Below are 24186 nucleotides of genomic sequence, written 5' to 3' on the forward strand. Positions count from 1 at the left end.
GTTACGCCGAGTGAGCGGTTCACTCGGCGGTGATGCCGGCTACAGCGCCTGGGTGGTTTTCTCTCCGTTGACCAGGCGCGTCAGCCCCAGTGGATTGCGATTTTTGAGCGCCTCGGGGAGCAAGGCATCGGGGAAGTTCTGGTAGCACACCGGGCGCAGGAAGCGGTCGATGGCCAGGGTGCCCACCGAGGTGCCACGGGCGTCGGAAGTCGCCGGCCAGGGTCCGCCGTGAACCATGGCATCGCAAACTTCCACGCCGGTGGGATACCCGTTGACCAGCACGCGACCGACCTTCTGTTCGAGCACGGCCACCAGGTCGGTAGATTGTTCCAGCTCCGCCGGTTCACCGATCAGGGTGGCGGTCAGTTGCCCGCGCAACCCTTGCAGGGCCGCCAATAATTCAGTCCGGTCAGCCACCTCAACCACCACGGTGGCCGGGCCGAAGATTTCTTCCTGGAGCAATTCGTTGCCCGTCAGCAACAGGTTGACATCCGCCTGGAACAATTGCGCCCGGGCTTGTTTGCCTGCCTGCGCCTGCCCGGCCAGGTGGGTGATCTGCGGATGCGCGAGCAAGGTTTCGCAACCGTGCACATAACTGCGCAGGCCGCCGGCGTTGAGCATGGTTTGCGCCGGCTGATCGGCCATCAGGGCACTGAGTGTCTGTACGAAGCGGGTGAATGCCGCAGAGCGTATGCCGATGACCAGGCCGGGATTGGTACAGAACTGTCCGGCGCCCATCACCACCGACGCGGCCAACTCGCTGGCGATACGTTCGCCACGCACTTGCAGGGCCTCGGGCAGGACCAGCACCGGGTTGATGCTGCTCATCTCGGCGAACACCGGGATCGGTTGCGCACGTGCAGCCGCCATGTCACACAGCGCCCGGCCGCCCTTGAGCGAGCCGGTGAAGCCGACCGCCTGGATCTGTGGATGCTTGACCAGCGCTTCACCGACGCCGGCGCCGAAAATCATGTTGAACACACCCGCCGGCATCCCGGTTTTCTCGGCGGCACGAATGATCGCTTCGGCGACCCGTTGCGCCGTCGCCATATGCCCGCTGTGGGCCTTGAACACCACCGGGCAGCCTGCCGCCAGCGCGGCGGCGGTGTCACCACCGGCGGTGGAGAAGGCCAAGGGAAAATTACTGGCGCCGAACACCGCCACCGGGCCGATGCCCAGGCGGCATTGACGCAGATCGACGCGCGGCAACGGTTGGCGTGCCGGAAGCGGCAGATCGATGCGGGCGCCGTAGAAATCACCGCGCCGCAACGCTTGGGCAAACAGGCGCATCTGACCGCTGGTACGGGCTCGTTCGCCCTGGATACGGGCGGTTGGCAACGCGGTCTCCTGGCCGACCAGGGCGACGAAATCATCGCCCAGCGCATCCAGTTCAGCGGCGATCGCTTCGAGGAATTGCGCCCGGCGCTCGGCGGACAGATTGCGGTAAATCGGGCTGGCCTGGGCGGCAGCCGAGGCAGCGGCGTCCACTTCCTCGACCGTAGCCTGAATGAAAGCCGTGGGCAGTGGTTGCCCGGTGGTCGCATCAATGCTGTGCAGCACCACCGACCCGGCGGCGCTACGGCCACCGGCGATGAAATTGTGTCCGGACAGTTCGGGCATGACAGTCTCCTGACCCTGATTGGAAGCTGGTCGATACTCTACTGTCGCGAACCGATTCTTTCCCAATGGCATTTTTGGATTAACCGATAACGAAACGTTATCGAAAATCGCGTTTTTTTGGCAACGGCCAGCCCCGCAGGAGCCGGCACGTTTCAATGGGCCGCATCGCTGGCCAGCCGCGCGTTTTCCTTGAGGATCTCGGCGAACTCCAGGGCCGCACCGAGCAGGTGCTCGCCCTTGCGGGTGAGGATGCCGTAGTCCTGTGGCACCAGGTGCAACGGCGTATCCAGGGTTTTCAACTGTCCGCTGTCGAGCAGCGGATTGACCATGGCATTGGGCAACATCCCGATCATCGCCCCGCGCTGCAGGACCTGGAGGAAGGTCTGCATGGAAATGGTATCGACGGTGTTTTTCGGCATCCCTACCCCGGCTTCGGCGAAGGCCAGCTCCATGCGTGCGCGAATCGGCGTACCTACCGGGTAGAGAATCCAGGGCAAATCCACCAATTGCTGCAACGAGGTCGGGCCAGCGTCAGCCAATGGATGACGGCTGTTGACCACAATGCAGAACGGCTCGGGCGCCAGTGGCTGGAAATCATAGCGCTGCTGCTGGCTTTGATCGGTGAAGCGGGCAACCGCCAGATCGAGCTTTTTCTCTTCGAGCATTTCCATCAGGTGATTACTGGTTTGCTCCACCACTTCAATCGACAGCAAGGGCCAGCGTTGCTTGATCTGCAGGATCGCCTCCGGCAGCGCCACCGCCGTGGCGGCAAAAATCCCGCCGACCTTGAGGTGACCGTGACCGCCCTCGCGCAGACTGCTGATCTGCTCGACGAACGAGCGGGCATCGTTCAGTGCGATCTGCGCGTAACGCAGCACATGCTCGCCCAGCGCCGTGGGCGGCATGCTCCGCGGCTGGCGTTCGAAGAGGGCAAAGCCGAGCAGGCTTTCGATTTCCTTGAGCATCTTGCTGATGGCCGGCTGGCTGAGGTTCATCTGCTGCGCCGCCAGGTGCATGTTGCGCGTGCGCCCCAGCGTGTCGATCAGCAACAGATGGCGGAATTTGAGCCAGCCGCAGACGCTGGAGAAGGACAGTTCTGACATGGGCATTCCCCGAAGAAGCAATAACCGGAAGTTATCGAATACTGAATATATCTCATTGGAGTTTATCGACTGGCCGCCCTAGCGTGAAGGCTTTACGAACCAGGAAGATTCCTCATGTCGCTACTGCTTACGCCTGAAAACACCCTGCCGGTCGACGGTGTGGCCGGTACTCTGATCGGCCGCGCCTGGGTTCCCGGCCAGATTGCCGGGCCATCGCCGATTGTCCTGCGCGCGGACGGTGTGTTCGATCTGTCGGACCGTTTCGCGACCTTGAGTGACTTGCTGGAATCGGACTCGCCGCTGTCGGCCGTACGCCAGACACCCGGCACCTTCATCGCCAGTGTCGAAGCCCTGCTGGCCAACACGGGCCCCGATGCTGATCCGACCAGGCCTTATCTGCTGCCGCCCCTGGATTTACAGGTGATCAAGGCGGCCGGTGTCACCTTCGCCGCCAGCATGATCGAACGGGTGATCGAGGAGCAGGCCGGCGGTGACGCCGCAAAGGCCGAAGCCGTTCGCGCCACCGTGCATGGGGTCATCGGTGACAACCTGCGTTCGATCGTCCCCGGCTCCGAGCAGGCCATGCGTTTGAAAGCCTTGCTGATCGAACAGGGCATGTGGTCGCAATACCTTGAAGTCGGTATCGGTCCGGACGCGGAGATTTTCACCAAGGCACCGGTACTCGCCGCCGTCGGCAGTGGCAGCCGCATCGGCATTCACCCCGGTTCGCAGTGGAACAACCCGGAACCGGAAGTGGTGCTGGCGGTGAACAGCCGTGGCCAGATCCATGGCGCGACCCTGGGCAACGATGTGAACCTGCGGGATTTCGAAGGCCGTAGCGCCCTGTTGCTGAGCAAGGCCAAGGACAACAACGCTTCCTGCTCCATCGGGCCGTTCATTCGCCTGTTCGATGAACACTTCAGCCTCGATGACGTGCGTGCCTGCGTGGTCGACCTCGAGGTACAGGGCGAGGACGGTTACCGGATGCAGGGCTCGAGCTCCATGAATCAGATCAGCCGCGACCCGCAGGACCTGGCCAGCCAGACCCTCAACGCCAATCACCAATACCCTGACGGCTTCCTGCTGTTTCTCGGTACTCTGTTCGCCCCGACCGAGGATCGCGATCATGCCGGAAGCGGCTTCACCCACAAACTCGGCGACCGGGTCAGCATCAGCAGCCCGTTGCTCGGCAGTCTGCACAACCGCGTCACTCACAGCTGTGACGCCGAGCCCTGGACCTTTGGTGTGAACGCCCTGCTGCGTAACCTGGCAGCCCGAGGACTGCTCGCGCGCTGAAGCCACGACAGATTGTCGATTCATCCAATGACAAGAGAGACCCGATCATGAGTGACATTCCAAAACGCCGCCTGCGCAGCGAGCAATGGTTCAACGACCCTGCCCACGCGGACATGACTGCCCTGTACGTCGAACGCTACATGAACTACGGCATGACCCGTGAAGAGTTGCAGTCGGGCCGCCCGATCATCGGGATCGCCCAGACCGGCAGCGACCTGACGCCGTGCAACCGCCATCACCTGGAACTGGCCCAGCGGGTCAAGGCCGGCATTCGTGACGCCGGGGGCATTCCCATGGAGTTTCCGGTGCACCCGATCGCCGAGCAATCCCGTCGACCGACCGCCGCGCTGGACCGTAACCTGGCCTATCTGGGGCTGGTGGAAATCCTCCACGGCTACCCACTGGACGGCGTGGTGCTCACCACCGGTTGCGACAAAACCACCCCCGCCTGCCTGATGGCCGCCGCAACCACCGACCTGCCCTCCATCGTCCTGTCCGGCGGGCCGATGCTCGACGGTCACCACAAGGGTGAACTGATCGGCTCCGGCACCGTGCTCTGGCACGCACGCAATCTGATGGCGGCCGGAGAAATCGATTACGAAGGCTTCATGGAAATGACCACCGCAGCATCGCCTTCGGTGGGCCACTGCAACACCATGGGCACCGCCCTGTCGATGAATGCGCTGGCCGAAGCCCTGGGCATGTCGCTGCCTGGCTGCGCAAGCATTCCGGCGCCCTATCGGGAACGCGGACAAATGGCCTATGCCACCGGCAAGCGCATCTGCGAACTGGTGATGCAGGATGTGCGCCCGTCACAGATCATGACCCGCGAGGCCTTCGAGAACGCCATCGCCGTGGCCTCGGCACTGGGGGCCTCAAGCAACTGCCCTCCGCACCTGATCGCCATCGCCCGGCACATGGGCGTGGAATTGAGCCTGGATGACTGGCAGCGCATTGGCGAAGACGTGCCGTTGCTGGTCAACTGCATGCCGGCCGGCAAGTACCTGGGCGAAGGTTTCCACCGCGCGGGCGGTGTGCCGGCGGTCATGCATGAACTGCAAAAAGCCGGGCGACTGCACGAAGACTGCGCCACGGTCAGCGGCAAGACCATCGGCGAAATCGTCAGCGGCACCCTGACCAGCAACGCCGACGTGATCTATCCCTTCGAGACCCCGCTCAAGCACCGCGCCGGTTTCATCGTGCTCAGCGGCAACTTCTTCGACAGCGCGATCATGAAGATGTCGGTGGTCGGCGAGGCGTTCCGCAAGACCTACCTGTCCGAACCCGGCGCGGAAAACAGCTTCGAAGCGCGGGCCATCGTGTTCGAAGGGCCGGAGGACTATCACGCGCGAATCGACGACCCGTCGCTGGATATCGACGAACGCTGCATCCTGGTGATTCGTGGCGCTGGCACCGTGGGCTATCCCGGCAGTGCCGAAGTGGTGAACATGGCTCCGCCGGCGGCACTGATCAAGCAAGGCATCGACTCCCTGCCCTGCCTGGGCGACGGTCGCCAGAGCGGCACTTCCGCCAGCCCGTCGATCCTCAACATGTCGCCGGAAGCGGCGGTCGGTGGCGGCCTGGCGTTGCTGAAAACCAACGACCGCCTGCGCGTCGACCTCAACGCCAGATCGGTCAACCTGCTGGTCGATGAAGCCGAAATGGCGCGGCGCCGCGCCGAGTGGACGCCGAACATCCCCGCCTCGCAAACCCCCTGGCAGGAGCTTTACCGCCAACTGGTCGGGCAACTGTCCACCGGCGGCTGCCTGGAACCGGCGACCCTGCACCTGCGAGTCATTGCCCGCAGTGGCGGCGAGCCCCGGCATTCGCACTGACGGGACGCAGCACGGCTCTGCTGTCCCGGCGCCGGCCGGGTTGGCAGGCCGTAGTGACTGTCCATGCGCTTCACTCCACGACAAAAGACAGGGCCGCCAATAGCAATCATTCGGCGCCAAAGGCCTCTTACCATCCTGGTTCTTCATCCAAAAACAAGAGAAGAACCATGGCCGCCATCCTTCAGAAACAGGGCGACAGCACCGATTTTTCGGTCGCCGCCGTCGCCGACACACACCGAATGAGTAAACCCTCGCTGACGATGGCCTGGTGGGGCATTTGCAGCGCGATGTTCTGGCTTGTCGTTTCCGCCACCCTGGCAATGACCTTCGGCACTCAAAACGCGATCATCGGCCTGCTGTTGTCGGTCGTGACCTACGCCGCCATCAATGGCGTGATTGCGCGCTATGCGATCAAGACCGGACTGTCGGTCGCGCTGTTTTCGCGGGTGCTGTTCGGGCGCAAGGGCGCGATCCTCGCGACCTTGATCTTCTTCGCCACCGCGACCTATTACAGCGTGTTCGAAGGCTCGGTGATTGCCATTGCAATTCAACAGTACGTGCCGACTTTGTCGATCAATCAGGCCTACCTGTTGGTGGTGCTGTACAGCGTGCCGTTGATTTTCGGCAGCGTGCAAAACTGGATGGACAAGCTCAACGGCGTGTTGCTGCCCTTCTACCTGATCGGTCTGGTCGCGCTGGTAGTGGTGACCATCGAACAATACGGCTACAGCGCTGCCTGGCTGCAAATGGGACCGGCGAGCGGCCCGGTGGCGAATGGCTGGTGGGATTGTTTCAGCTACTTCATGGGCGTGTGGATCCTGATGATGTACACCTGGGACTACGCACGTTTCGGCCGCAAGGAAGACGCCACCTACCATGCCCGCTTCAACTTCGGCCTGCCCTTTTACACCGTCACCTTTTTGATCAATGGCCTGGTCGGGATTTTCCTGGCCGGGACCATTCCTGCCCCCGGCGGCCTGAGCGAGGTGTCGGTGGTGATGGCGATCGTCGAGCTGATGGGGATCTGGGGCCTGATCTTCGTCTGGATCAGCCAGACGCGCATCAACTCGGCGAACTTCTACCTGGCGGCCACCAACATGCAGGCCTTTTTCGGCGGCATCGGACTGGCGAAAGTGCCTTACATCGCCTGGGCCATCGCCGTCGGCGTGCTGGTCTACACCCTGATGCGCCTGAACGTTTTCGCTTACATCCTGCAAGCGCTGTCGTACCAGAGCATCTTCGTGGTGGCCTGGGTGGCGATTGCCCTGGCGCACATTTTCTCGCCCCGCTACCCCCTGCTGTTCCAGGACCGGATCGAATACCAGGTGGATAGGGTCAGCGCCTTCAACCCCTGTGGCCTCGGGGCGTGGTTCCTTGCCGCCGCCCTGGGCATTGCGCTGCTCAACTGTGGCCATGCGGCCCTGGCCACCTGGTCTGCACCCGTGACCTTCCTCAGCGCCTTCAGCGCCTATTGGCTGCTGCTGAACAACGCCAGGCGCAGCTGGTTCGTGCGCGCCAGTTGCGGCTGATCCCTACGTTCACTAATGACCGTCTTCAGGCAAACGCAAACCCACCAACAGTGCACGGGCAATCAACTTCCAGTGCGCTTTGCGCCAAGCCAGCCAAGGGTTCGAGCAGGTAGTTTGGTGTCGTGGGTTAGACGTTCGTCCTGACCTTCACCTGGATAACAACAAGATTTCTGGTGACCCATGAGTACAGTAGATCCGATCACCCTGGCGGTCGTGCGAGGCGCGCTGGAAACCGCGCAACGCGAAATGACCATCACCCTTGAGAAAACCGGTCGTTCGAGCGTTTTCAACCTGGCTCACGACTATTCGAATGCGCTGTTTGACCACCTTCCGGAAATGATCCTGCAAGGCCAGGACATCCCGATTCACCTCGGCTCGCTGATTCCGGCGATGAAATGCGTCGCCGGTTTCTTCGGTGACGAAGTCGAAGAAGGCGATGTGATCTATCACAACGATCCGGCCTACATGGGCAGCCATATCCTCGACTGCTGCATGTACAAACCGGTGTTCTACCAGGGCGAACTGGTGTTCTGGGCCGTTTGCAAAGGCCACCTGACCGACATCGGCGGCCCGGTACCCGCCGGCTACAACCCCGATGCCAAGGAAATCTACGCCGAAGGTTTGCGCATCCCGCCGGTGAAACTATGGTCGCGGGGCAAGCGCCGTGAGGACGTGATCAACCTGCTGCTGACCAACATGCGTGCCCGTGCCTATCAGGAAGGCGATCTCAACGCTCAATACGGCGCCTGCAACGTCGGCGAACGGCATTTGCTCGAATTGCTCGATCGCTATGGCGTGGAACAGGTGCGCGCGTGCATCGCCGAGTTGAAGGACATGGCGGACCGGCACATGCGTGCCTTGCTGCGTGACGTCCCGGACGGCTTTTACACCGGCACCGCGGTGCTGGAAGACTCGGGCCATGGGCTGGGCGAACTGTCGATCACCGCGCAGGTAGAGATTCGTGGTGATGAAGCGCACATCCTCATCGAAAGTCCGCCCCAGGTGCCCTATTTCATCAACTCGTATGCCGGTAACTCAGTGTCCGGGGTTTACCTGGGGCTGATGATGTTCGCTCAGGTGCCGCCGCCGTATAACGAAGGGCTGTACCGCTGCGTGTCCGTCGATCTCGGCCCGCCGGGCACCCTGTGCAACGCGCAGGAACCGGCGCCCCACGTCAACAGCACCACCACGCCGATGGAAACCCTGGCCGACGCGGTGCGCCAGGCCCTGGAACAAGCCGCTCCTGACCGTGTGACCGCCTCTTGGGGCCACGCCAGCGGGATCAACATTGCCGGCCACGACCCGCGCAATGGCAACGACGAGTACGTGACCATGGTGCTCGCGTCGATCATCTCCGGTGCCGGTGCGAACAAGGCCATGGACGGTTGGCCGGCGTGCGGTCCGCTGTGCTGTTTTGGCGCGCTGATGTCCGGTGACATCGAATTGCTGGAGTACTCCTACCCGATCCTCATCCATCGCTACAGCCTGATGACCGACAGCGGTGGTGCCGGCGAATTTCGCGGTGGCTCGGGTACGCACATCGAAATCGAACCGCTGAACCACGCCATGACGGTGGTGGGTTTTGGCGAGGGTCGGCAACTGCCGACATCGGGTGCCGCGGGCGCGAATAACGTCTTGCTCGAACCGAAATTGGGGCGGCTGATCCACCGCAAGGCCGATGGTGAGGAACAGTCCTTCATCTACAACGCGCAACTCACCGCGCAACCGGGCGAACGGGTGATCAACGTCAACCCTGGCGGCGGTGGCTACGGCAATCCGCTGCGTCGCCCGGTGGCCAGCGTCGTCAACGATGTGCGCAACGGCCTTGTATCCCGCGAAGGCGCGCGCCTGGAGTACGGCGTGGTGATCGATGGCAATGGCCAGGTCGATGACGCCGCGACCCACGCCTGCCGTACCGCGCACTAATCGAGCCCGGCCCCTTTGAGCAATCTGGAATCCCTCATCATGAGCAAGCAACAATATCGTCTGGGCATCGACGCCGGCGGCACCTTCACCGATTTCATCCTCGCCGACCGCACCGGCAACGTGCAGCTGTTCAAGGCACCCTCGACACCCCAGGACGGCACGATCGCGATCCGCAACGGCCTGGCGCAAATCGCCGATGCCATTGGCCGTACGCCGGCCGAGATCATTGGCGACTGTGACCTGTGCATCAACGGCACCACCGTGGCCCTCAACGCCCTGATCGAAAAGACCGGGGTCAAGGTTGGCCTGCTGTGCACCGACGGCCATGAGGACAGCCTGGAAATCCGCCTGGGCCACAAGGAAGACGGGCATCGCTATGACGCCAGCTACCCGCCGGCCTACATGCTGGTACCGCGTCACCTGCGCCGACCCATCGGTGGCCGAATGCTCAGTGACGGCAGCGAATACGCCGCGCTCGACGAAGACGCGATTCGCCAGGCCATCGAGTATTTCCGCGAGCAGGACGTCAAGGCCGTGGCCATTTCCTTCGTCTGGTCGGTGCGCAACCCCAGCCACGAACTGCGCGCCGCCGCCATGGTGCGTGCGGCATTGCCGGGGGTGTTCGTCTGCACCGGCAGCGAAGTGTTCCCGCAGATCCGCGAGTACACCCGCACCTCGACCGCCGTGGTCAACTCGTACCTGAGCCCGGTCATGGGCCGCTACATCGAACGGATCGACGCGCTGTTCGAGGAGCTTGGCGCGCAACAACCGACGCGCTACTTCCAGTCCAACGGCGGCCTGGCGCCGGGTGTGGTGATGCGCGAGCGGGCGGTGAATGCCATCAACTCCGGCCCGGCCTCCGCGCCGCAAGCGGGGTTGTGTGTCGCGCAGCCGTTCGGCATCAATAACGTGATCACCGTGGACATGGGCGGCACCTCGTTCGACATCACCCTGAGCAAATCCGGGCGCACCAACTTCAGCAAGGACACCGACTTCCTGCGCTATCGCATCGGCGTGCCGATGATCCAGGTGGAAACCCTCGGTGCCGGTGGTGGCTCGATCGCCTACCTCGATGACTTCGGCATGCTTCAGGTCGGCCCGCGCAGCGCGGGGGCCACTCCCGGCCCGGTGTGCTACGGCAAGGGCGGCACCGAGCCTACCGTGACCGACGCCAACCTGGCCCTGGGCTACCTGGCCGACGGCGCGTTGTTGGGCGGCAGCATTCGCCTCAATCGTAAAGCGGCCATCGACGCGATCCGGAGCAAAATCGCCGAGCCTTTGGGTATCAGTGTCGAACGTGCGGCCATCGGCATCATCACCCTGGTCAACCTGAACATGGTCAGCGGCATTCGCCGGGTCTCGGTGGAGCGCGGTTATGACCCGCGGGACTTCGCCCTGATCGGTGCGGGCGGTGCGGCGGGCATGCACGTCATGCGTCTGGCCGAGGAAATCGGCAGCCAGGTGGTACTGATTCCGAAAGTGGCTTCCGGGCTGTGCGCCTACGGGCAGATTCTCTCGGACATCCGATACGACCAGCTGACCACCCTGCCCATGCGCCTGGACGACGATCTGGTCGACCTGCCCCTGCTCAATCAGACCCTGCGCGACTTGCGCGAGCGCGGCATGAACAACCTGCGCGACGATGGCTTCGGTGCCGACAACAAGGTGGAGTGCCTGTACAACCTGGAAATCCGCTACCTCGGCCAGATTCACGAATGCAGCGTCGAGCTGACCTGCGATCAACTGGATCAGTCGAGTCTGGTGGCCTTGCGTGAAGCGTTCCACACGCGGCACAAGGCACTGTTTTCCTACAGCGAGCCGGAAAGTCCCGCTGAGCTGGTCAACCTTGAGTGTTCGGTGATTGCCCGTCTGCAACGCCCACCGATGCCAGAGCTGCCGGCGCCCGACGAAGACGCCGCACCCCAGGCGAGCAGCTACCGCTCGATGCTGTTCAGCGCTCAGTCGTCCTGGCAGGAAACCCCGGTGTACAACGGTGACCGGCTGCAATCCGGGCAAACCGTGCAAGGCCCTTGTGTGATCGAGGAGTCGACCACCAACATCGTCGTTCCTCCGGGCTGGCAGGCGACGCTGGCGCCCTCGGCCACCTACCGGCTGACGCCTGATGATTGACCGCCCGTAAGCATTGGCAAATGATGGCAAACCAGCGGTGCCGAGGGTTCTCTACCTCGGCACCGTCCTCATAATAAAAAGATACGAGGGCCGCCATGGCGTACAAACTTTCCACCCGCTCCTGGCCCGACAGTCAACGCCAGCCGCTCTGGGCCCAGGCCATCGGCAGCGCCTATTTCCCATTGTCCCTGGAGTTCGCCCCCAGCAGCACCTTCAGCGGCAGCCTGCAGATCTGGGAAACCGGCAGCACCCCGCTGACCCTGTCACGCTTGCGCTCCAGTCAGCTCGGCTATTCGCGCAGCAAGGCCCAGGTCAGTGAAGATCATGAAGCCTGCTACCTGGTCACCGTACCGCGTCGCAGCGAAGTGCATTTCGAGCAGGACGGCCGCGCCCTGCATTGCCAGCCCGGCGGATTCATCTTCGAACGTGGCGATGCCCCCTACCGCTTTCACTATGCCAGCGACAACGACCTCTGGGTGTTCAAGCTCCCCGAACGCGCGTTGCATGGCCAACTGCGCGGGGCCGAGCGCTACACCCGCTTCTGCTTCGATGCCAAGCGCGCACTCGGACGGATTTTCGTCGATCAACTGGCGATGTGTGCCGCCCGCTTCGACGAATGTGACGAACCCGCCCGCCACATGCTGTTGGAGCAGGCACTTTCAACCTTGTTAATGGCCTTGCGCGACGATGAGCGAGTGCTCAGCAGTGAAAGTTCGAACCTGGCAGCCATGCATTTGCAACGCATCGAACATTACGTCGACAAACAACTGGGCAACCCGGACCTGGCGCCTCAAGTGATCGCGCAGGCTTGCGGCCTGTCCGTGCGCTATTTGCACAAACTCTTCAGCAGCACGCCTTACAGCCTCGGGGAATGGATTCGTCTGCGCCGCCTCGAAGCGGTCCACCGAGGCCTGCACGACCCCAATTGCCACCTGTCGATCGGCGAACTGGCCATGCGTTGGGGGTTCAGTGACCAGGCGCAATTCACCCGCAGCTTTCGCCAGCATTTCGGCTGCACCGCCAGGGAAGTGCGCAGCGGTGTCGCGCGGACAACGGGTGTATCGAAGCCGTGTGTCTGAGCCGGAATTCGAGTTCCGGCCCCCTGATTATCAAGGATCGACCTGCCCCATCAGTTCGGCCACCGACTCCTGGCGATTGGCGTAGCGCTGCGCCAGGACCGCACAGACCATCAGTTGAATCTGATGGAACAACATTAACGGCAGGATCAACACGCCGATGGTGCTGCCAGCGAACAAGACCTGGGCCATTGGCACGCCGGTGGCCAGGCTTTTCTTCGAGCCGCAGAAAAGAATGGTGATGCGGTCTTCCTGATTGAAGCCAAAGGCCTTGCCCAGCACGGTCGACGCCGCCAGCACCAGCCCCAGTACCACGCAGCAGGCCACCACCAGCCCCGCCAGGTCCCGCAGCGGAATCTGGTGCCAGATGCCTTCGTTCACCGCTTCACTGAACGCCCCGTAGACCACCAGCAGAATCGAGCCCTGATCGACGAACTTCAGCCAGCCCTTGTTGCGCCCGACCCAGGCGCCGATCCAGCGTCGTGCGATCTGCCCGGCCACGAACGGCAGCAACAGTTGCACGCTGATTTTCACAATCGCATCGAGGGTCGAGCCACCGTCGCCGTGCACGTTCAACAGCAGCGTCACCAGCAATGGCGTCAGGAAAATCCCGAACAGGCTGGACGCCGCCGCGCTGCAAATCGCCGCCGGAACGTTGCCGCGTGCCAGGGAAGTGAAGGCAATCGCCGACTGCACCGTGGCCGGCAGCGCGCAGAGGTAGAGCATGCCCATGTACAGGTCATCACCGATCAACGGCGACAACACAGGCTTGAGCGCCAGGCCGAGCAGCGGAAACAGCACGAAGGTCAGGCTGAACACCAGCAGATGCAAGCGCCAGTGACCGGCACCGGCGATGATCGATTCGCGGGACAATTTGGCGCCATGCAGAAAAAACAGCAGGGCAATGGCGATGTTGGTCAGCCAGCCGAAGCCTACCGCCACCTGGCCACTGGCAGGCAGCAAGCTGGCGAGCAGGACCACGCCGACCAGGGTCAGGGTGAAGTTGTCGGGTAAAAAGCGCGGGCGCGTCATCGGGATCATCCGGTTTTGCCAGGAAGGTATCGGCGACTCTAACCCGCTGACGGATTACCGACTAACGCTAACAAGCCAGCGGATGTCGGCTAAAGGACATGCCGGCCCTGTCAGTTGAAGCTCATGCTACTCCGGGGCCTGACCTCATAGGAATCATTTCGCCACTATTCAACTGACAACCTCTTCATTCTTCTATAGATTCCTGTCGCAATGCACCTTCTGAATGACTAAGGAACGTCATGATTGACTCCGTTGTTTCAATATCCGAACAAGCGTTTTTCAGTATCGTCACGTCAGCACTGGAAGCCTACAAACTGGAACATGTCTTGACCAACGGCGACTCGGCGGCGGAAGTCGAAACGTTCGGGCATTTGTGGGGGTACTGTCAGCGAACCATTGGCACCCAGACGATGTATCGAGTGGTACTGGCAGACACTTCCACTGCCGTTGAAAGAGATCAGAACTCCGTCATTTATACCGATGAAGCTCAGGACCTGAAACAAGGCTTCATTGATACGTTTTTCCCGGAAGTTTGCTATCTGGGGGACTATCACAGTCATCCGTACAGTCACGAGAATGACGAGATCAAAACCGAACTCGAACTTGAACGAGGTCACTACTACCGATTCTCCGACGCGGATTTCCGGTCCGTCAAAGCCTTGCAGGACGATGCACTGGACTATCGGGTCGGCCTGGTCGCCACCGTGTTCGAGCGTGAACGGAAGGTCAAGCGAACGCTGAAAAAACTCGATGGTGAAAGCTGCATCCGGTTTCAATACCTGAACATGACGATCTGGTTGAAGGCTTACGTCTGGACCTCGGACGAAAACATGAACTATCGACGCAAGGCGGACAAGATGGTGCGTCTGGTCTGTCCGAGTTTGAATTTACTGGCCGAATGACCGCCGGATTGAACGGGATCAAACCCGGTGGGATGCGTCTGAACGGAGCGTGTGAATCGCAAATAAGGCAGCAGACAAACCACGGCGCCGCGTCATGTTGCCCAAGTCCGCTCGGCGACGTTTCGCAGGAACCATGGGCCGGGCTCAATTCAGCAGTTCAGTGATCCACCGGGCCTGCCGGGCGATTTCCTCGGCCTTCTCTTCGGGCACGGCCTGTCGCGCCCGGGCGAAGTGGGTCAGGGTCTGCTGTTTATGGCGCAGCAGGCGCTGCCACTTGGTCAGGAACGCCGGGCTGCGTGCCTGCATCTGCAGCGGGCCGAAGTACAGTTCCTCGGCGGTATAGGTCACCGGTCCGTCGCGCTCGGCGACGATGATTTCGTAGTCAAAGCGGTTTTCCCGCAGCACTTCCTCGCAGAGGATTCGGTAGCCATTGTCCATCAGCCATTGACGCAGCGGCTGCTCGCCGCCGTTGGGCTGCAGGATCAGGCGTTCCCGGCCGCTCAGGCGCGCCTTGCCGCTGTCGAGGATGTCGCGGATCGTCTCGCCACCCATGCCACAGAGGCTGATCGCCGTGATGCCGTCTCCCGGCTCGATCGCCGCCAGGCCATTGGCCAGGCGCACGGTGATCCACTGTTCCAGGCCGTTCTCGCGCACGGTGCGTTCGGCCGAGCGCAGTGGCGTCAATGCCACCTCGCCGGCCACCGCCGCCGCGATGGCGCCACGACGCATTAATGCCACCGGCAAGTAGGCGTGATCCGAGCCGATATCGGCCAGGCGTGCATCGGCTGGCACATGCGCCGCCACACGCTCCAGGCGCATGGACAATGTCTGTTGGTTCAACTGCAGCCCCTTTTCACTACGAACGTCCAGCACCGCAGGCCGGATCGGGACGCAATTCTGTCGAGCAACGCCCTGGATTTCAAATCCCGGCGACCAGGGCCATGGTTCGCCCCGTCCAAATCCTCCCCCGCCAGGTCACCACGGTCAGGCGCAACACCGTCCAGCCCGAGTGCAGTATGATCGCAATCACGCTTTGAGCCGTTTGATACGGGGGGCAACGGGATGACCACAAACACCACACGACAAGGCTGGTCATGGGTCTTGCCCTCGTTGCTCGCCCTCAACCTGGTGCTGACAGCGGGATGTTCAGGCAAAGCCGCCAAGGCTCGCTATTCGACGTCGAGCACCGGCTCGAACTGTTACGCAAAAGCGCTGCCCGCTTCCGGTGAGGGCGGTCTGGCATGGGGCGACACTTTGAACATGGCTCGCAAAAAATCCCTGGACAATTGCATACGCTATGCCGGGCGGTCCGGTGGCACGCCGGACACTTGCCAAGTGGTGTTGGCGCAATGCAGAAAGTAATGGCGCGGCAGCAAAAAAATAGGTTCTTCACAGAATCCCGGGATACAAAGCTAATGCAATACTTGTAGGAGCCAGCTTGCTGGCGATGGTCGTGAACGATAACGCGGGGAACCTGACGCCCCGCGGTGTTCTCCAGCTCATCGCGAGCAGGCTCGCTCCTACAGAGGACGGTGCCCACGTTGCAATGCCCCTTAAAAAACGCTTCTACCGCTCTGAATCGCGGTTTCTCCAGATGCAAAACGCCGACAAGCCCTAGTGACCGATCAGCGAACTGGCCAGCAACGCCTCCAGTCCCATTGGCTTGGCAAAATGATATCCCTGGGCCTGCCCTGCGCCCATTTCGCGCAGCAAGTCCAGCGTCGCTTGATCCTCGACACCTTCGGCCACCACGCTGAGGTCGAGCGATTCGGCCATCCGCACGATCGCCCGGACGATCGCGCGACTGCGGGCGCTGGTGGTCAGTTCGAGGATGAACGACTTGTCGATCTTCAAGCCGCTGAAACGGTATTGATGCACATAGCTCAGGGAAGAGAACCCGGCGCCGAAGTCATCGAGCATCACCGACATACCGTTGTCGGCCAATTGCTGCATGGTCAGCCGGGCAATCGCCGGCTCGGCGACCAGCGCACCTTCGGTCAACTCCAGGCAAATGCGTGACGGTTCGACCCCGTGTCGCGCCAGCAGCGCCAGCACTTCATTGGCGAAGTCCGGGCGCGTCATGCTGTAGCTGGAGCAATTGACGTGCACCGCAGGCCAATTGGCGTGCTCGGGTTGTGCGAGGATCATTGCAACGCTGGTGAGCATGTAAAGATCCAGCCGGCCGATCAGGCGCAAACCCTCGACATCCGGCAGGAACTCGCCCGGCGCGATCACCCGGCCGCCCGGTTGATGCCAGCGGACCAGCGCCTCAAGGGCGAGTAATTCGCCGCTTTCGACGCTGACGATCGGCTGGAAATACGGCAGCAGTTCGTCCGTGCGCTTGAGCGCGTTGCGCAAGGCCCCTTCGCGCTCCACCTGGTCCGAGACTTCCCGGCGCACTTCCTGGTTGAACACAGCGTAACTGTCGCGCCCGGCGCTCTTGACCCGGTACATCGCCGCGTCGGCATCACGCAGCAAATCCGCCGGTTCGTGATGGAACTGACTGTCGGCACTGACAATACCGATGCTGCAGGATGAAAACACTTCGTAGCCATTGATGAAAAACGGCAGGTCAAACGCCACCAGGATCCGTTCGGCGATTTCGATCACCACGTCCAGCGGCGCTTCGGGAGCGAGGACCGAAAACTCATCGCCCCCCAGGCGCGCCAGCATGTCGGCGTCGCGCAGGCATCCGCGCAGGCGATGGGCGGCCTGCATCAACAGCAGGTCGCCAAAATGGTGGCCGAGGCTGTCGTTGACCATCTTGAAACGGTCCAGGTCGATGAACATGACCGCCAGGTGCCCGCCTTCCCTGCCGAACTGCGACCAGGCCGAATTGAGGCGCTGTTGCAGGTAAGTGCGATTCGGCAACCCGGTCAGCGCATCGTGGGAGTTTTCGTGTTGCAACTTGGCATTGGCGTGATCGAGTTCGCGGGTGCGGCTCTGCACCCGCGCTTCCAGCTTGAGGTTGGCGGCGTGGATCGCTTCGGCAGCCGTGCGCCGCGACAACGCCGTATCAATGTGCCGCGACACGAACGTCAGCAGATCCTGATCCCGCAGGGTATAGCGCACCTGCGAGGTGTAGCTTTGCACCGCCAGCACGCCACGCACCACGTCGCCATCGAACAAGGGAATGCCCAGCCAGGAATGGGATCGGACGGACTCGTCGGCCAGTTCGATTTCACCCTCGGCCGCCAGTCGCTCGGCTTTGTCAGAGTCAATCAGGCAAGGTCGGCGCTGACGGATAACGTATTCAGTCAAGCCCCGGCACCCACGCCGCGCTGCCGGGCTGGTCGTCTGCCGCTCATCGACGTAATAGGGAAAGGTCACTTCACTGGTCGCGTCGTCGAACAGCGCGATGTAGAAGTTTTGCGCGAACAGCAAGTCACCGACGATGCCATGCAAGGTTTGAAACAACTCAGCCATGTCGCCCGGTTGACTCGATAGCTCCGCGATCTGGAACAACGCGCTCTGCAGGTGTTCGGCGCGCTCCCGATCCGCCACTTCCTGCCTCAAGGCTTCGTTGAGTGCCGAAAGCTCCAGGGTGCGACGCATCACGGTTTCTTCCAGGTCCTCACGGTGCAGAATCCGGTCCAGGGCCATGGCGACGTGGCGGGCCACCACAAGGAACAGCGCACGATCTTCAGCACTGTAGATACGAGAAACGTCGTAGACCTGCATCGCGAGCATGCCGAACACGTCATCCGAGGCATTTTTCAACGGTGCGCCCATCCAGAACTCGGGACGGTCACCCACACAGTAGAAACGGCCTTCGGCTTCAGCCGCGAGGATACCGGCGGCGTCGATCAGCAACGGCTGGGCAGTGGTCAATACCTGCCCGGTCAACGACAGGTGCGAAGGGTCAAGGTATTCGTAGTTTTCAGACTCCAGGGCATCGACGTCGATGATGTCGACGTAGTACGGGTAGTCGATCTTGCCGCTATGGGGGTCATACAGCGCAAGATAGAAGTTCTCGGCATCGATCAGGCTGGCCAGCAGCCGGTGAACCCCAACCAGAAACACCGAGCGGTCGCGGGTCGAACTGGCCAGGTAGGTGATCTCATACAGCACTCGCTGAGTGATCTGCGCACGGGCAAGGGTATTGGTCTGGACCTGAATGCCCAGCCGCAGGGCAAAGTCGGCGAGCGCCGGGTCTGCGGCTTCGCTGACCGGCGCGAGTAGCCAACCCAATTCACTTTCGCCCTTGCCGGTGGGCCAGCGGTGCAATCGCCGGGTCTGGCAGAAGGCGTCGAACTCTTCGTTCGGGATGCTGGACGGCCACTGCATCCAGGCGTCGCCCTGACCGACCCGATGCAATTGTTCACCGGTGCGGTAAACCGCCCACGCGCAGGTATGGGCCCAGTTGCGCGCTGAGTCCAGCATTTGCTGGATCATGTTCTCGTTGCCAGCGTAAGCCATGCCGACAGTACCCGACGTCCCTTTTGGTTGAGATGCGACAACGTCGCAGTCGTTCGATTGCCGCGGGGAGTCGGTCAATTGACGAACACTCATCAGCGCTCCCTGAGCCAAAAACTGGCGATGCCCACTTACTGATTGCTAGCAATATGCCAGTGAGCTTTTTGTTTATAGCTTATGACGATTTTTTTCAATGGTTTTATTTGCTTTGGCGCCAACAATGAGACAGACAACAAATTGCTCGCCGAAAGTTGTCGATTATTACCCGAAACTCTTTACTCGCTGTCTTTGGTCTCAGCGTCTGTGCCACCCGACCAGTCACCGTTGCAGTCACTAGCGCCATGCACGGAAGACAGATCCCGTCTTCCGTGCACCTGAACGGCTATTGCCCGATGGCGGGATATTCGTCGCTACGATCGGGCCAGGGCGTCAAAATCTGAAAGCCATCGTCAGTGACGGCCACCATGTGCTCCCACTGGGCCGATAGCGATTGATCCTTGGTGACCACCGTCCAGCCATCGGCGAGGGTCTTCACATGACGTTTGCCCGCGTTGAGCATGGGCTCAATGGTGAAAATCATCCCGGCTTTCAATTTCAGGCCCTGGCCCGGATAACCGTAATGCAGTACCTGCGGCTCGTCGTGGTAGATCTTGCCGATACCATGGCCGCAGTATTCGCGCACAACGCTGAACCCATCCCTTTCCGCGACCGCCTGGATGGCATGACCAATGTCGCCCAACGTGGCACCGGGGCGGACGAGTCTTATGCCGGCACACATGGCTTCATAGGTTGTCTTGACCAAATGCCGAGCTTGCGCACTGGGCTCGCCAACGAAGTACATGCGGCTGGTATCGCCATACCAGCCATCCTTGATGACAGCGATATCGATGTTCACGATGTCGCCATCCTTCAACGTCCTGTTCGAAGGGATGCCATGGCAGACCACTTCGTTGACGGATGCGCACACGGTCTTCGGGAAGCCGTGATAGCCAATGTTGCCCGGGATGGCTTTCTGCACGTTGACGATGTGGTCGTGACAGAGCCGATCGAGTTCGTTGGTGGTGACCCCGGCTTTCACATGGGGAGTGATCATGGCCAGCACTTCGGCGGCCAGTGTGCCTGCCGCGCGTGACTGGGCGATTTCCGCGAGGCTGTTGATCCTGACGTTCGCCTTCATTGACTGGCTCCTGAGCTTGCATGGGGTTGGGAGCCTTGAGCGATATCCGCGACAGCGCAGAGCTGTTTCAGATCCAGTCCGCCCGCCGACTCGGCACGAATCAGCAAGCGGCAAATATCGCTGTGATCGAGGTTTGGATGTAATTCCGCGAGCATCCCGATGCGCATCCAGTGTTCGGCTTGCGCATTGATCGAGCGACTCAGCGCGTCGCTGGCGACGCGCAGGTTCTCATGCATGTTTTCTGAAATTTTGACGATTCCCATGACTTCCACTATATGAAATGCATATGAACCGTATATTAACCGGTTCGAGCGTGGAATCAAATCAACGTCATGAAATGGGGGCGCGCCCCGCTCCCCCGGGGGGGGGGGATAAAGCGTTCGATATAAATGGAAACGCCCCAATCAAGGGGCGCCTTAACCAGCGTTCAGGTGTGTCGGGGAGCACCGCTGCCCTTCACCTGTTCGGTAACGCCAGGCGATCAGTGGCCTTCGGACGCATTGAACATGGTTTTGGCATAGATCAGTCCCAAACCATAGGCGCCACCATTGGCGATGGACGTTTTCACGGTGGCATCGTAGGTGTCGGTACGAGCCCAGTCACGTTGCAACTCGAGCAGGTATTGCAAGGAAGTCATCGGGCGCGCGCCAAGCTGGATCATGCGCTGAATGGCCATTTCATGGGCCTCGACCGACACATCACCGCAAGCGTCCGCAATGAAATACACCTCGAAACCCTGATCCAGGGCAGAGAGCGCCGGGCCCACGATGCACACGGATGTCCAGAGGCCCGCCAGCACGATCTTGGCCTTGTCGTGACGGTTCACCTCCACCGCAATGCGCGGATCTTCCCAGGTGTTCATGCTGGTGCGGTCGATGACGGGCTGCTCTGGGAAGACCGATTTGATTTCATCGAAGATGGGTCCGGAAAAGCTTTTCTCTGCGACCGTGGTCAGGATGGTCGCGACCCCGAACTCTTTCGCCGCCTTGGCCACCAGGGCAGCGTTGTTGCGCAGATTCACAGCGTCGATGGACTTGGTCGCAAAGGACATTTGCGACTGATGATCGATCATGATGAGGGTGTGATCGTCAGGGTTCAGCAGGGTCTTTCCGGGCACGGCGGATGCGGTAGGCATGGGAGTCGCTCCATTGTTGAATGAAAAACTACCCTTCAACTATGGAGTGCCCGACGGCGCCGTACTTGTATCCCTGTGCTTTGTTTTGGCCGGGGCCGGGGCCGGCTCACTGGATCGACAGGACGAATCGGCGTTCGCCCCCGGTCTCGTCGGTGCAAGAGGGTTGCTCGGGCAGGAATCCGCACCGTTCCAGCACTTTTCTTGAGCCGACATTTGTCTCGTATACACAGGCAACCAATTGGGTCAGTCGCCAACGGGTCCGTGCCACCTGGATCAGGTGCCTGAGCGCCAGTGTGGCCAGTCCCTGCCCGCACACGCCTTGATCAATCCGGTAGCCCACTTGCGCAGAACCTGGCGGCGAACCAATGTCTTTCAGATTGGCTCGCCCCACTATGTTCCCACTGCAATCTTCGATAACGAACGGATGCCAGGCACCGACAGCAAAATCGGACAAATAGCCCGCAATGTGCTCGGCGACACCCGGCAATGAATAAAACGCAGGATCGCGCGCATCAATATGAGATTCAAACCAGGCGCGGTTATGGCGTTCAAAGGCCAGCAGTGCTTCGGTATCCGTACTTTCAAGCTCGCGAATGCTGAATGATTTCATTCGTTCAATCCCTTGACTGAGCGGCGTCAGGCAATCGTCACACTGGCCCGCGCCGTGTGCAGTTTTTTATAGCTTTCGATCAGACGCAAATGCCGATCGAGCCCTTCCAGCTTCGTGCTCGTCGGGGTCAGGCCGTAGAAACGCACACTGCCGTCGACCGAGCCGATCGCAGCGTCCATGCGCTCATTGCCGAACATCCGGCGGAAATTGACTTCGTAGTCGGCCAGTTCCAGATCGTCGTCCAACTGCATTTCCAGCACCACGTTCACGGCTTGATAGAACAGGCCGCGCTCGACAGTGTTGTCGTTGTACTGCAGGAAGGCTTCCACCAGATTCTTCGCCTGTTCAAATTTCTGCAAGGCCAGGTAAATCAGCAGCCTCAACTCCAGGATCGTCAACTTGCCCCACGGCGTGTTGTCGTCGAATTCGATGCCGATCAAGGTGGTGATGTCGGTGTAGTCGTCCAGCTCGCTGTCTTCCAGGCGCTTGGCCAGGGTTCTCAGCCCGACTTTGCTCAGGCTGTGCAGGTTGAGAATGTCGGCGCGGAATGTCAGCGCTTTGTTGGTGTTGTCCCAGACCAGATCGTCGACCGGATAGATTTCCGAATAATCCGGCACCAGAATGCGGCAGGCCTTGGCGCCGATGTGCTCATAGACCGCCATGTACACTTCCTTGCCCATGTCCTGAAGGATACCGAACAAGGTGGCGGCTTCTTCGGCATTGGAATTTTCCCCTTGCCCGGAGAAGTCCCACTCAACGAATTCGAAATCGGCCTTGGCACTGAAGAAGCGCCACGACACCACACCGCTGGAGTCGATGAAGTGCTCGACGAAGTTATTCGGCTCCGTCACGGCCTGCCCCTCAAAGGTCGGCTGAGGGAGATCGTTCAGACCTTCAAAGCTGCGCCCCTGCAGCAATTCGGTGAGGCTGCGTTCCAGTGCCACTTCAAAGCTTGGGTGCGCGCCGAACGAGGCAAACACGCCACCGGTACGCGGGTTCATCAAGGTGACACACATCACCGGGAACTCCCCTCCCAGCGACGCATCCTTGACCAGCACCGGGAAGCCCTGCTCTTCCAGCCCTTGGATGCCGGCCAGAATGCTCGGGTATTTTGCCAGCACGTGCTGCGGCACATCCGGCAGTGCCATTTCACCTTCGAGAATCTCGCGCTTGACCGCGCGCTCGAAGATTTCAGACAGGCATTGCACCTGGGCTTCGGCCAGGGTGTTACCGGCACTCATGCCATTGCTGAGGAACAGGTTCTCGATCAGGTTGGACGGGAAATACACCACCTCGCCATCCGACTGGCGCACAAACGGCAGCGAACAGATACCGCGCTGTGTATTGCCGGAGTTGGTGTCGTACAGGTGCGAGCCCCGCAACTCGCCATCGGGGTTGTAAATCGCCAGGCAGTACTCGTCGAGTATTTCTGCCGGCAGCGCATCCTGGGGGCCAGGCTTGAACCAGCGCTCATCCGGGTAATGCACGAACGCCGCGTTGGCGATGTCTTCTCCCCAGAACTGATCGTTGTAGAAGAAGTTGCAATTGAGTCGCTCGATAAACTCGCCCAACGCCGACGCCAACGCGCCTTCCTTGGTCGCGCCCTTGCCATTGGTAAAGCACATTGGCGAGTGCGCATCGCGAATGTGCAGCGACCACACATTGGGCACGATATTGCGCCACGAAGCGATTTCGATCTTCATGCCCAGGTCAGCCAGGATCCCCGACATGTTGGCGATGGTCTGCTCCAGCGGCAGATCCTTGCCCGCAATATAGGTGCCCTCTTGCGACCCCGAATGAGGCATCAACAACGCCTGGGCATCGGCATCGAGGTTTTCCACTTCTTCGATCACGAACTCAGGCCCGGTCTGCACCACTTTTTTCACGGTGCAACGGTCGATGGAACGCAAAATGCCCTGGCGGTCTTTGGCGGAGATATCGGCTGGCAACTCGACCTGGATCTTGAAAATCTGGTTGTAGCGGTTTTCCGGGTCAACAATGTTGTTCTGCGACAGGCGGATATTTTCCGTGGGAATGCCGCGAGTGTCGCAATACAGCTTCACAAAATAAGCCGCGCACAAAGCCGAAGAAGCCAAGAAGTAATCGAACGGACCAGGGGCCGAGCCATCGCCCTTATAGCGAATAGGCTGGTCGGCCACGACAGTGAAGTCATCGAACTTGGCTTCAAGTCGAAGGTTGTCGAGAAAGTTGACCTTGATTTCCATGCGGGATTACCAAAATGACGAGCTAAACGAAATGGCCGCCATTATCCGGCTTTTCGGCCGGAAGTCTTGTGCTTTGAACGGGAAGGTGACGGGCTGATGGAAGGACCCTCCCGCGCCGGCGAGCCCGTCGCCAGCCTCGTCAGCCGATGACCGTCATGGGCAACGAAGCGCGTT

18 protein-coding genes are annotated in these 24186 nt (G+C 60.9%); 8 read left to right on the forward strand and 10 right to left on the reverse strand.

The features are described 5' to 3' along the window. Nucleotides 1-39 precede the first annotated feature (39 nt). Both AC1Q6D_RS03660 and AC1Q6D_RS03665 read right to left on the reverse strand, forming a co-directional pair. Nucleotides 40-1620, reverse strand: a complete 1581-nt coding sequence (locus AC1Q6D_RS03660; protein WP_103404412.1) for an aldehyde dehydrogenase (NADP(+)) — start codon at nt 1618-1620, stop codon at nt 40-42. A gap of 152 nt (nt 1621-1772) precedes the next feature. Continuing rightward, complete coding sequence (locus AC1Q6D_RS03665) at nt 1773-2723, reverse strand: LysR family transcriptional regulator (protein WP_103404411.1); 951 nt, start codon at nt 2721-2723, stop codon at nt 1773-1775. Between the two features lie 114 nt (nt 2724-2837). Between AC1Q6D_RS03665 and AC1Q6D_RS03670 the strand changes: the two genes are divergently transcribed. The 6 genes from AC1Q6D_RS03670 (at nt 2838) to AC1Q6D_RS03695 (ending at nt 12518) form a co-directional block, all read left to right on the forward strand. Beyond that, a complete protein-coding gene (locus AC1Q6D_RS03670; protein ID WP_103404410.1) occupies nt 2838-4019 on the forward strand; it encodes a fumarylacetoacetate hydrolase family protein in 1182 nt (393 codons plus the stop codon). Nucleotides 4020-4066: 47 nt separating this feature from the next. Next, nucleotides 4067-5854, forward strand: coding sequence for an IlvD/Edd family dehydratase (locus AC1Q6D_RS03675; RefSeq protein WP_047530089.1), 1788 nt, complete (start codon nt 4067-4069; stop codon nt 5852-5854). Nucleotides 5855-6021: 167 nt separating this feature from the next. Continuing rightward, nucleotides 6022-7383, forward strand: coding sequence for a purine-cytosine permease family protein (locus AC1Q6D_RS03680; RefSeq protein ID WP_103404409.1), 1362 nt, complete (start codon nt 6022-6024; stop codon nt 7381-7383). A 180-nt stretch (nt 7384-7563) separates the two neighbouring features. Further along, entirely contained in the window at nt 7564-9309 is a 1746-nt protein-coding gene (gene capB / locus AC1Q6D_RS03685) for a caprolactamase subunit beta (RefSeq protein ID WP_103404408.1), read from the forward strand. 39 nt (nt 9310-9348) lie between these two features. After that, nucleotides 9349-11439, forward strand: a complete 2091-nt coding sequence (gene capA, locus AC1Q6D_RS03690; protein ID WP_103404407.1) for a caprolactamase subunit alpha — start codon at nt 9349-9351, stop codon at nt 11437-11439. Between the two features lie 95 nt (nt 11440-11534). Continuing rightward, nucleotides 11535-12518: an AraC-like ligand-binding domain-containing protein gene (locus AC1Q6D_RS03695; RefSeq protein WP_103404406.1), complete on the forward strand. Its 984-nt coding sequence runs from the start codon at nt 11535-11537 to the stop codon at nt 12516-12518. A 30-nt stretch (nt 12519-12548) separates the two neighbouring features. Here the strand turns inward: AC1Q6D_RS03695 and AC1Q6D_RS03700 are convergent, their stop codons facing one another. After that, nucleotides 12549-13547, reverse strand: a complete 999-nt coding sequence (locus AC1Q6D_RS03700; RefSeq protein WP_103404436.1) for a bile acid:sodium symporter family protein — start codon at nt 13545-13547, stop codon at nt 12549-12551. A gap of 239 nt (nt 13548-13786) precedes the next feature. Here AC1Q6D_RS03700 and AC1Q6D_RS03705 point away from each other — a divergent pair, with 239 nt between their 5' ends. Continuing rightward, a complete protein-coding gene (locus AC1Q6D_RS03705) occupies nt 13787-14449 on the forward strand; it encodes a hypothetical protein (protein ID WP_103404405.1) in 663 nt (220 codons plus the stop codon). Nucleotides 14450-14593: 144 nt separating this feature from the next. On the opposite strand, the gene AC1Q6D_RS03710 is transcribed toward AC1Q6D_RS03705, so the two are convergent. Then, entirely contained in the window at nt 14594-15289 is a 696-nt protein-coding gene (locus AC1Q6D_RS03710) for a tRNA (adenine(22)-N(1))-methyltransferase (RefSeq protein ID WP_279627435.1), read from the reverse strand. Nucleotides 15290-15511: 222 nt separating this feature from the next. On the opposite strand from AC1Q6D_RS03710, the gene AC1Q6D_RS03715 reads away from it, so the two are divergent. Further along, a complete protein-coding gene (locus AC1Q6D_RS03715) occupies nt 15512-15811 on the forward strand; it encodes a DUF4189 domain-containing protein (protein ID WP_103404404.1) in 300 nt (99 codons plus the stop codon). 252 nt (nt 15812-16063) lie between these two features. Here the strand turns inward: AC1Q6D_RS03715 and AC1Q6D_RS03720 are convergent, their stop codons facing one another. The 6 genes from AC1Q6D_RS03720 to AC1Q6D_RS03745 form a co-directional block, all read right to left on the reverse strand. Beyond that, nucleotides 16064-18961, reverse strand: coding sequence for a sensor domain-containing phosphodiesterase (locus AC1Q6D_RS03720; RefSeq protein ID WP_103404402.1), 2898 nt, complete (start codon nt 18959-18961; stop codon nt 16064-16066). 286 nt (nt 18962-19247) lie between these two features. Beyond that, a complete protein-coding gene (map, locus tag AC1Q6D_RS03725) occupies nt 19248-20042 on the reverse strand; it encodes a type I methionyl aminopeptidase (RefSeq protein ID WP_103404401.1) in 795 nt (264 codons plus the stop codon). After that, nucleotides 20039-20305: a ParD-like family protein gene (locus AC1Q6D_RS03730; protein WP_047530105.1), complete on the reverse strand. Its 267-nt coding sequence runs from the start codon at nt 20303-20305 to the stop codon at nt 20039-20041. The genes map and AC1Q6D_RS03730 overlap by 4 nt, the downstream gene beginning before the upstream one ends. A 218-nt stretch (nt 20306-20523) precedes the next feature. Then, entirely contained in the window at nt 20524-21177 is a 654-nt protein-coding gene (locus AC1Q6D_RS03735; protein WP_103404400.1) for a hydrolase, read from the reverse strand. A gap of 106 nt (nt 21178-21283) precedes the next feature. Then, the gene (locus tag AC1Q6D_RS03740) at nt 21284-21787 is read right to left on the reverse strand and encodes a GNAT family N-acetyltransferase (RefSeq protein WP_103404399.1); all 504 of its coding nucleotides are present in this window, start codon (nt 21785-21787) and stop codon (nt 21284-21286) included. A 26-nt stretch (nt 21788-21813) separates the two neighbouring features. Next, nucleotides 21814-24012 carry an OsmC domain/YcaO domain-containing protein gene (locus tag AC1Q6D_RS03745; protein ID WP_103404398.1) on the reverse strand — a complete coding sequence of 733 codons (2199 nt, stop codon included), beginning with the start codon at nt 24010-24012 and terminating at the stop codon, nt 21814-21816. Between the last annotated feature and the right edge of the window lie 174 nt (nt 24013-24186).

The sequence above is a fragment of the Pseudomonas sp. MT92 genome (assembly GCF_058792515.1).

Excerpts from the sequence above, each read along its gene's own strand:
- AC1Q6D_RS03670 (WP_103404410.1), top strand. The coding sequence starts at position 2,838 with ATGTCGCTACTGCTTACGCCTGAAAACACCCTGCCGGTCGACGGTGTG.
- map (WP_103404401.1), bottom strand. The coding sequence starts at position 20,042 with ATGAAGGCGAACGTCAGGATCAACAGCCTCGCGGAAATCGCCCAGTCA.
- AC1Q6D_RS03665 (WP_103404411.1), bottom strand. The coding sequence starts at position 2,723 with ATGTCAGAACTGTCCTTCTCCAGCGTCTGCGGCTGGCTCAAATTCCGC.
- AC1Q6D_RS03660 (WP_103404412.1), bottom strand. The coding sequence starts at position 1,620 with ATGCCCGAACTGTCCGGACACAATTTCATCGCCGGTGGCCGTAGCGCC.
- AC1Q6D_RS03700 (WP_103404436.1), bottom strand. The coding sequence starts at position 13,547 with ATGACGCGCCCGCGCTTTTTACCCGACAACTTCACCCTGACCCTGGTC.
- capB (WP_103404408.1), top strand. The coding sequence starts at position 7,564 with ATGAGTACAGTAGATCCGATCACCCTGGCGGTCGTGCGAGGCGCGCTG.
- AC1Q6D_RS03695 (WP_103404406.1), top strand. The coding sequence starts at position 11,535 with ATGGCGTACAAACTTTCCACCCGCTCCTGGCCCGACAGTCAACGCCAG.
- AC1Q6D_RS03720 (WP_103404402.1), bottom strand. The coding sequence starts at position 18,961 with ATGAGTGTTCGTCAATTGACCGACTCCCCGCGGCAATCGAACGACTGC.
- AC1Q6D_RS03735 (WP_103404400.1), bottom strand. The coding sequence starts at position 21,177 with ATGCCTACCGCATCCGCCGTGCCCGGAAAGACCCTGCTGAACCCTGAC.
- AC1Q6D_RS03680 (WP_103404409.1), top strand. The coding sequence starts at position 6,022 with ATGGCCGCCATCCTTCAGAAACAGGGCGACAGCACCGATTTTTCGGTC.
- AC1Q6D_RS03730 (WP_047530105.1), bottom strand. The coding sequence starts at position 20,305 with ATGGGAATCGTCAAAATTTCAGAAAACATGCATGAGAACCTGCGCGTC.
- AC1Q6D_RS03745 (WP_103404398.1), bottom strand. The coding sequence starts at position 24,012 with ATGGAAATCAAGGTCAACTTTCTCGACAACCTTCGACTTGAAGCCAAG.
- AC1Q6D_RS03740 (WP_103404399.1), bottom strand. The coding sequence starts at position 21,787 with ATGAAATCATTCAGCATTCGCGAGCTTGAAAGTACGGATACCGAAGCA.
- AC1Q6D_RS03675 (WP_047530089.1), top strand. The coding sequence starts at position 4,067 with ATGAGTGACATTCCAAAACGCCGCCTGCGCAGCGAGCAATGGTTCAAC.
- AC1Q6D_RS03705 (WP_103404405.1), top strand. The coding sequence starts at position 13,787 with ATGATTGACTCCGTTGTTTCAATATCCGAACAAGCGTTTTTCAGTATC.
- AC1Q6D_RS03715 (WP_103404404.1), top strand. The coding sequence starts at position 15,512 with ATGACCACAAACACCACACGACAAGGCTGGTCATGGGTCTTGCCCTCG.
- capA (WP_103404407.1), top strand. The coding sequence starts at position 9,349 with ATGAGCAAGCAACAATATCGTCTGGGCATCGACGCCGGCGGCACCTTC.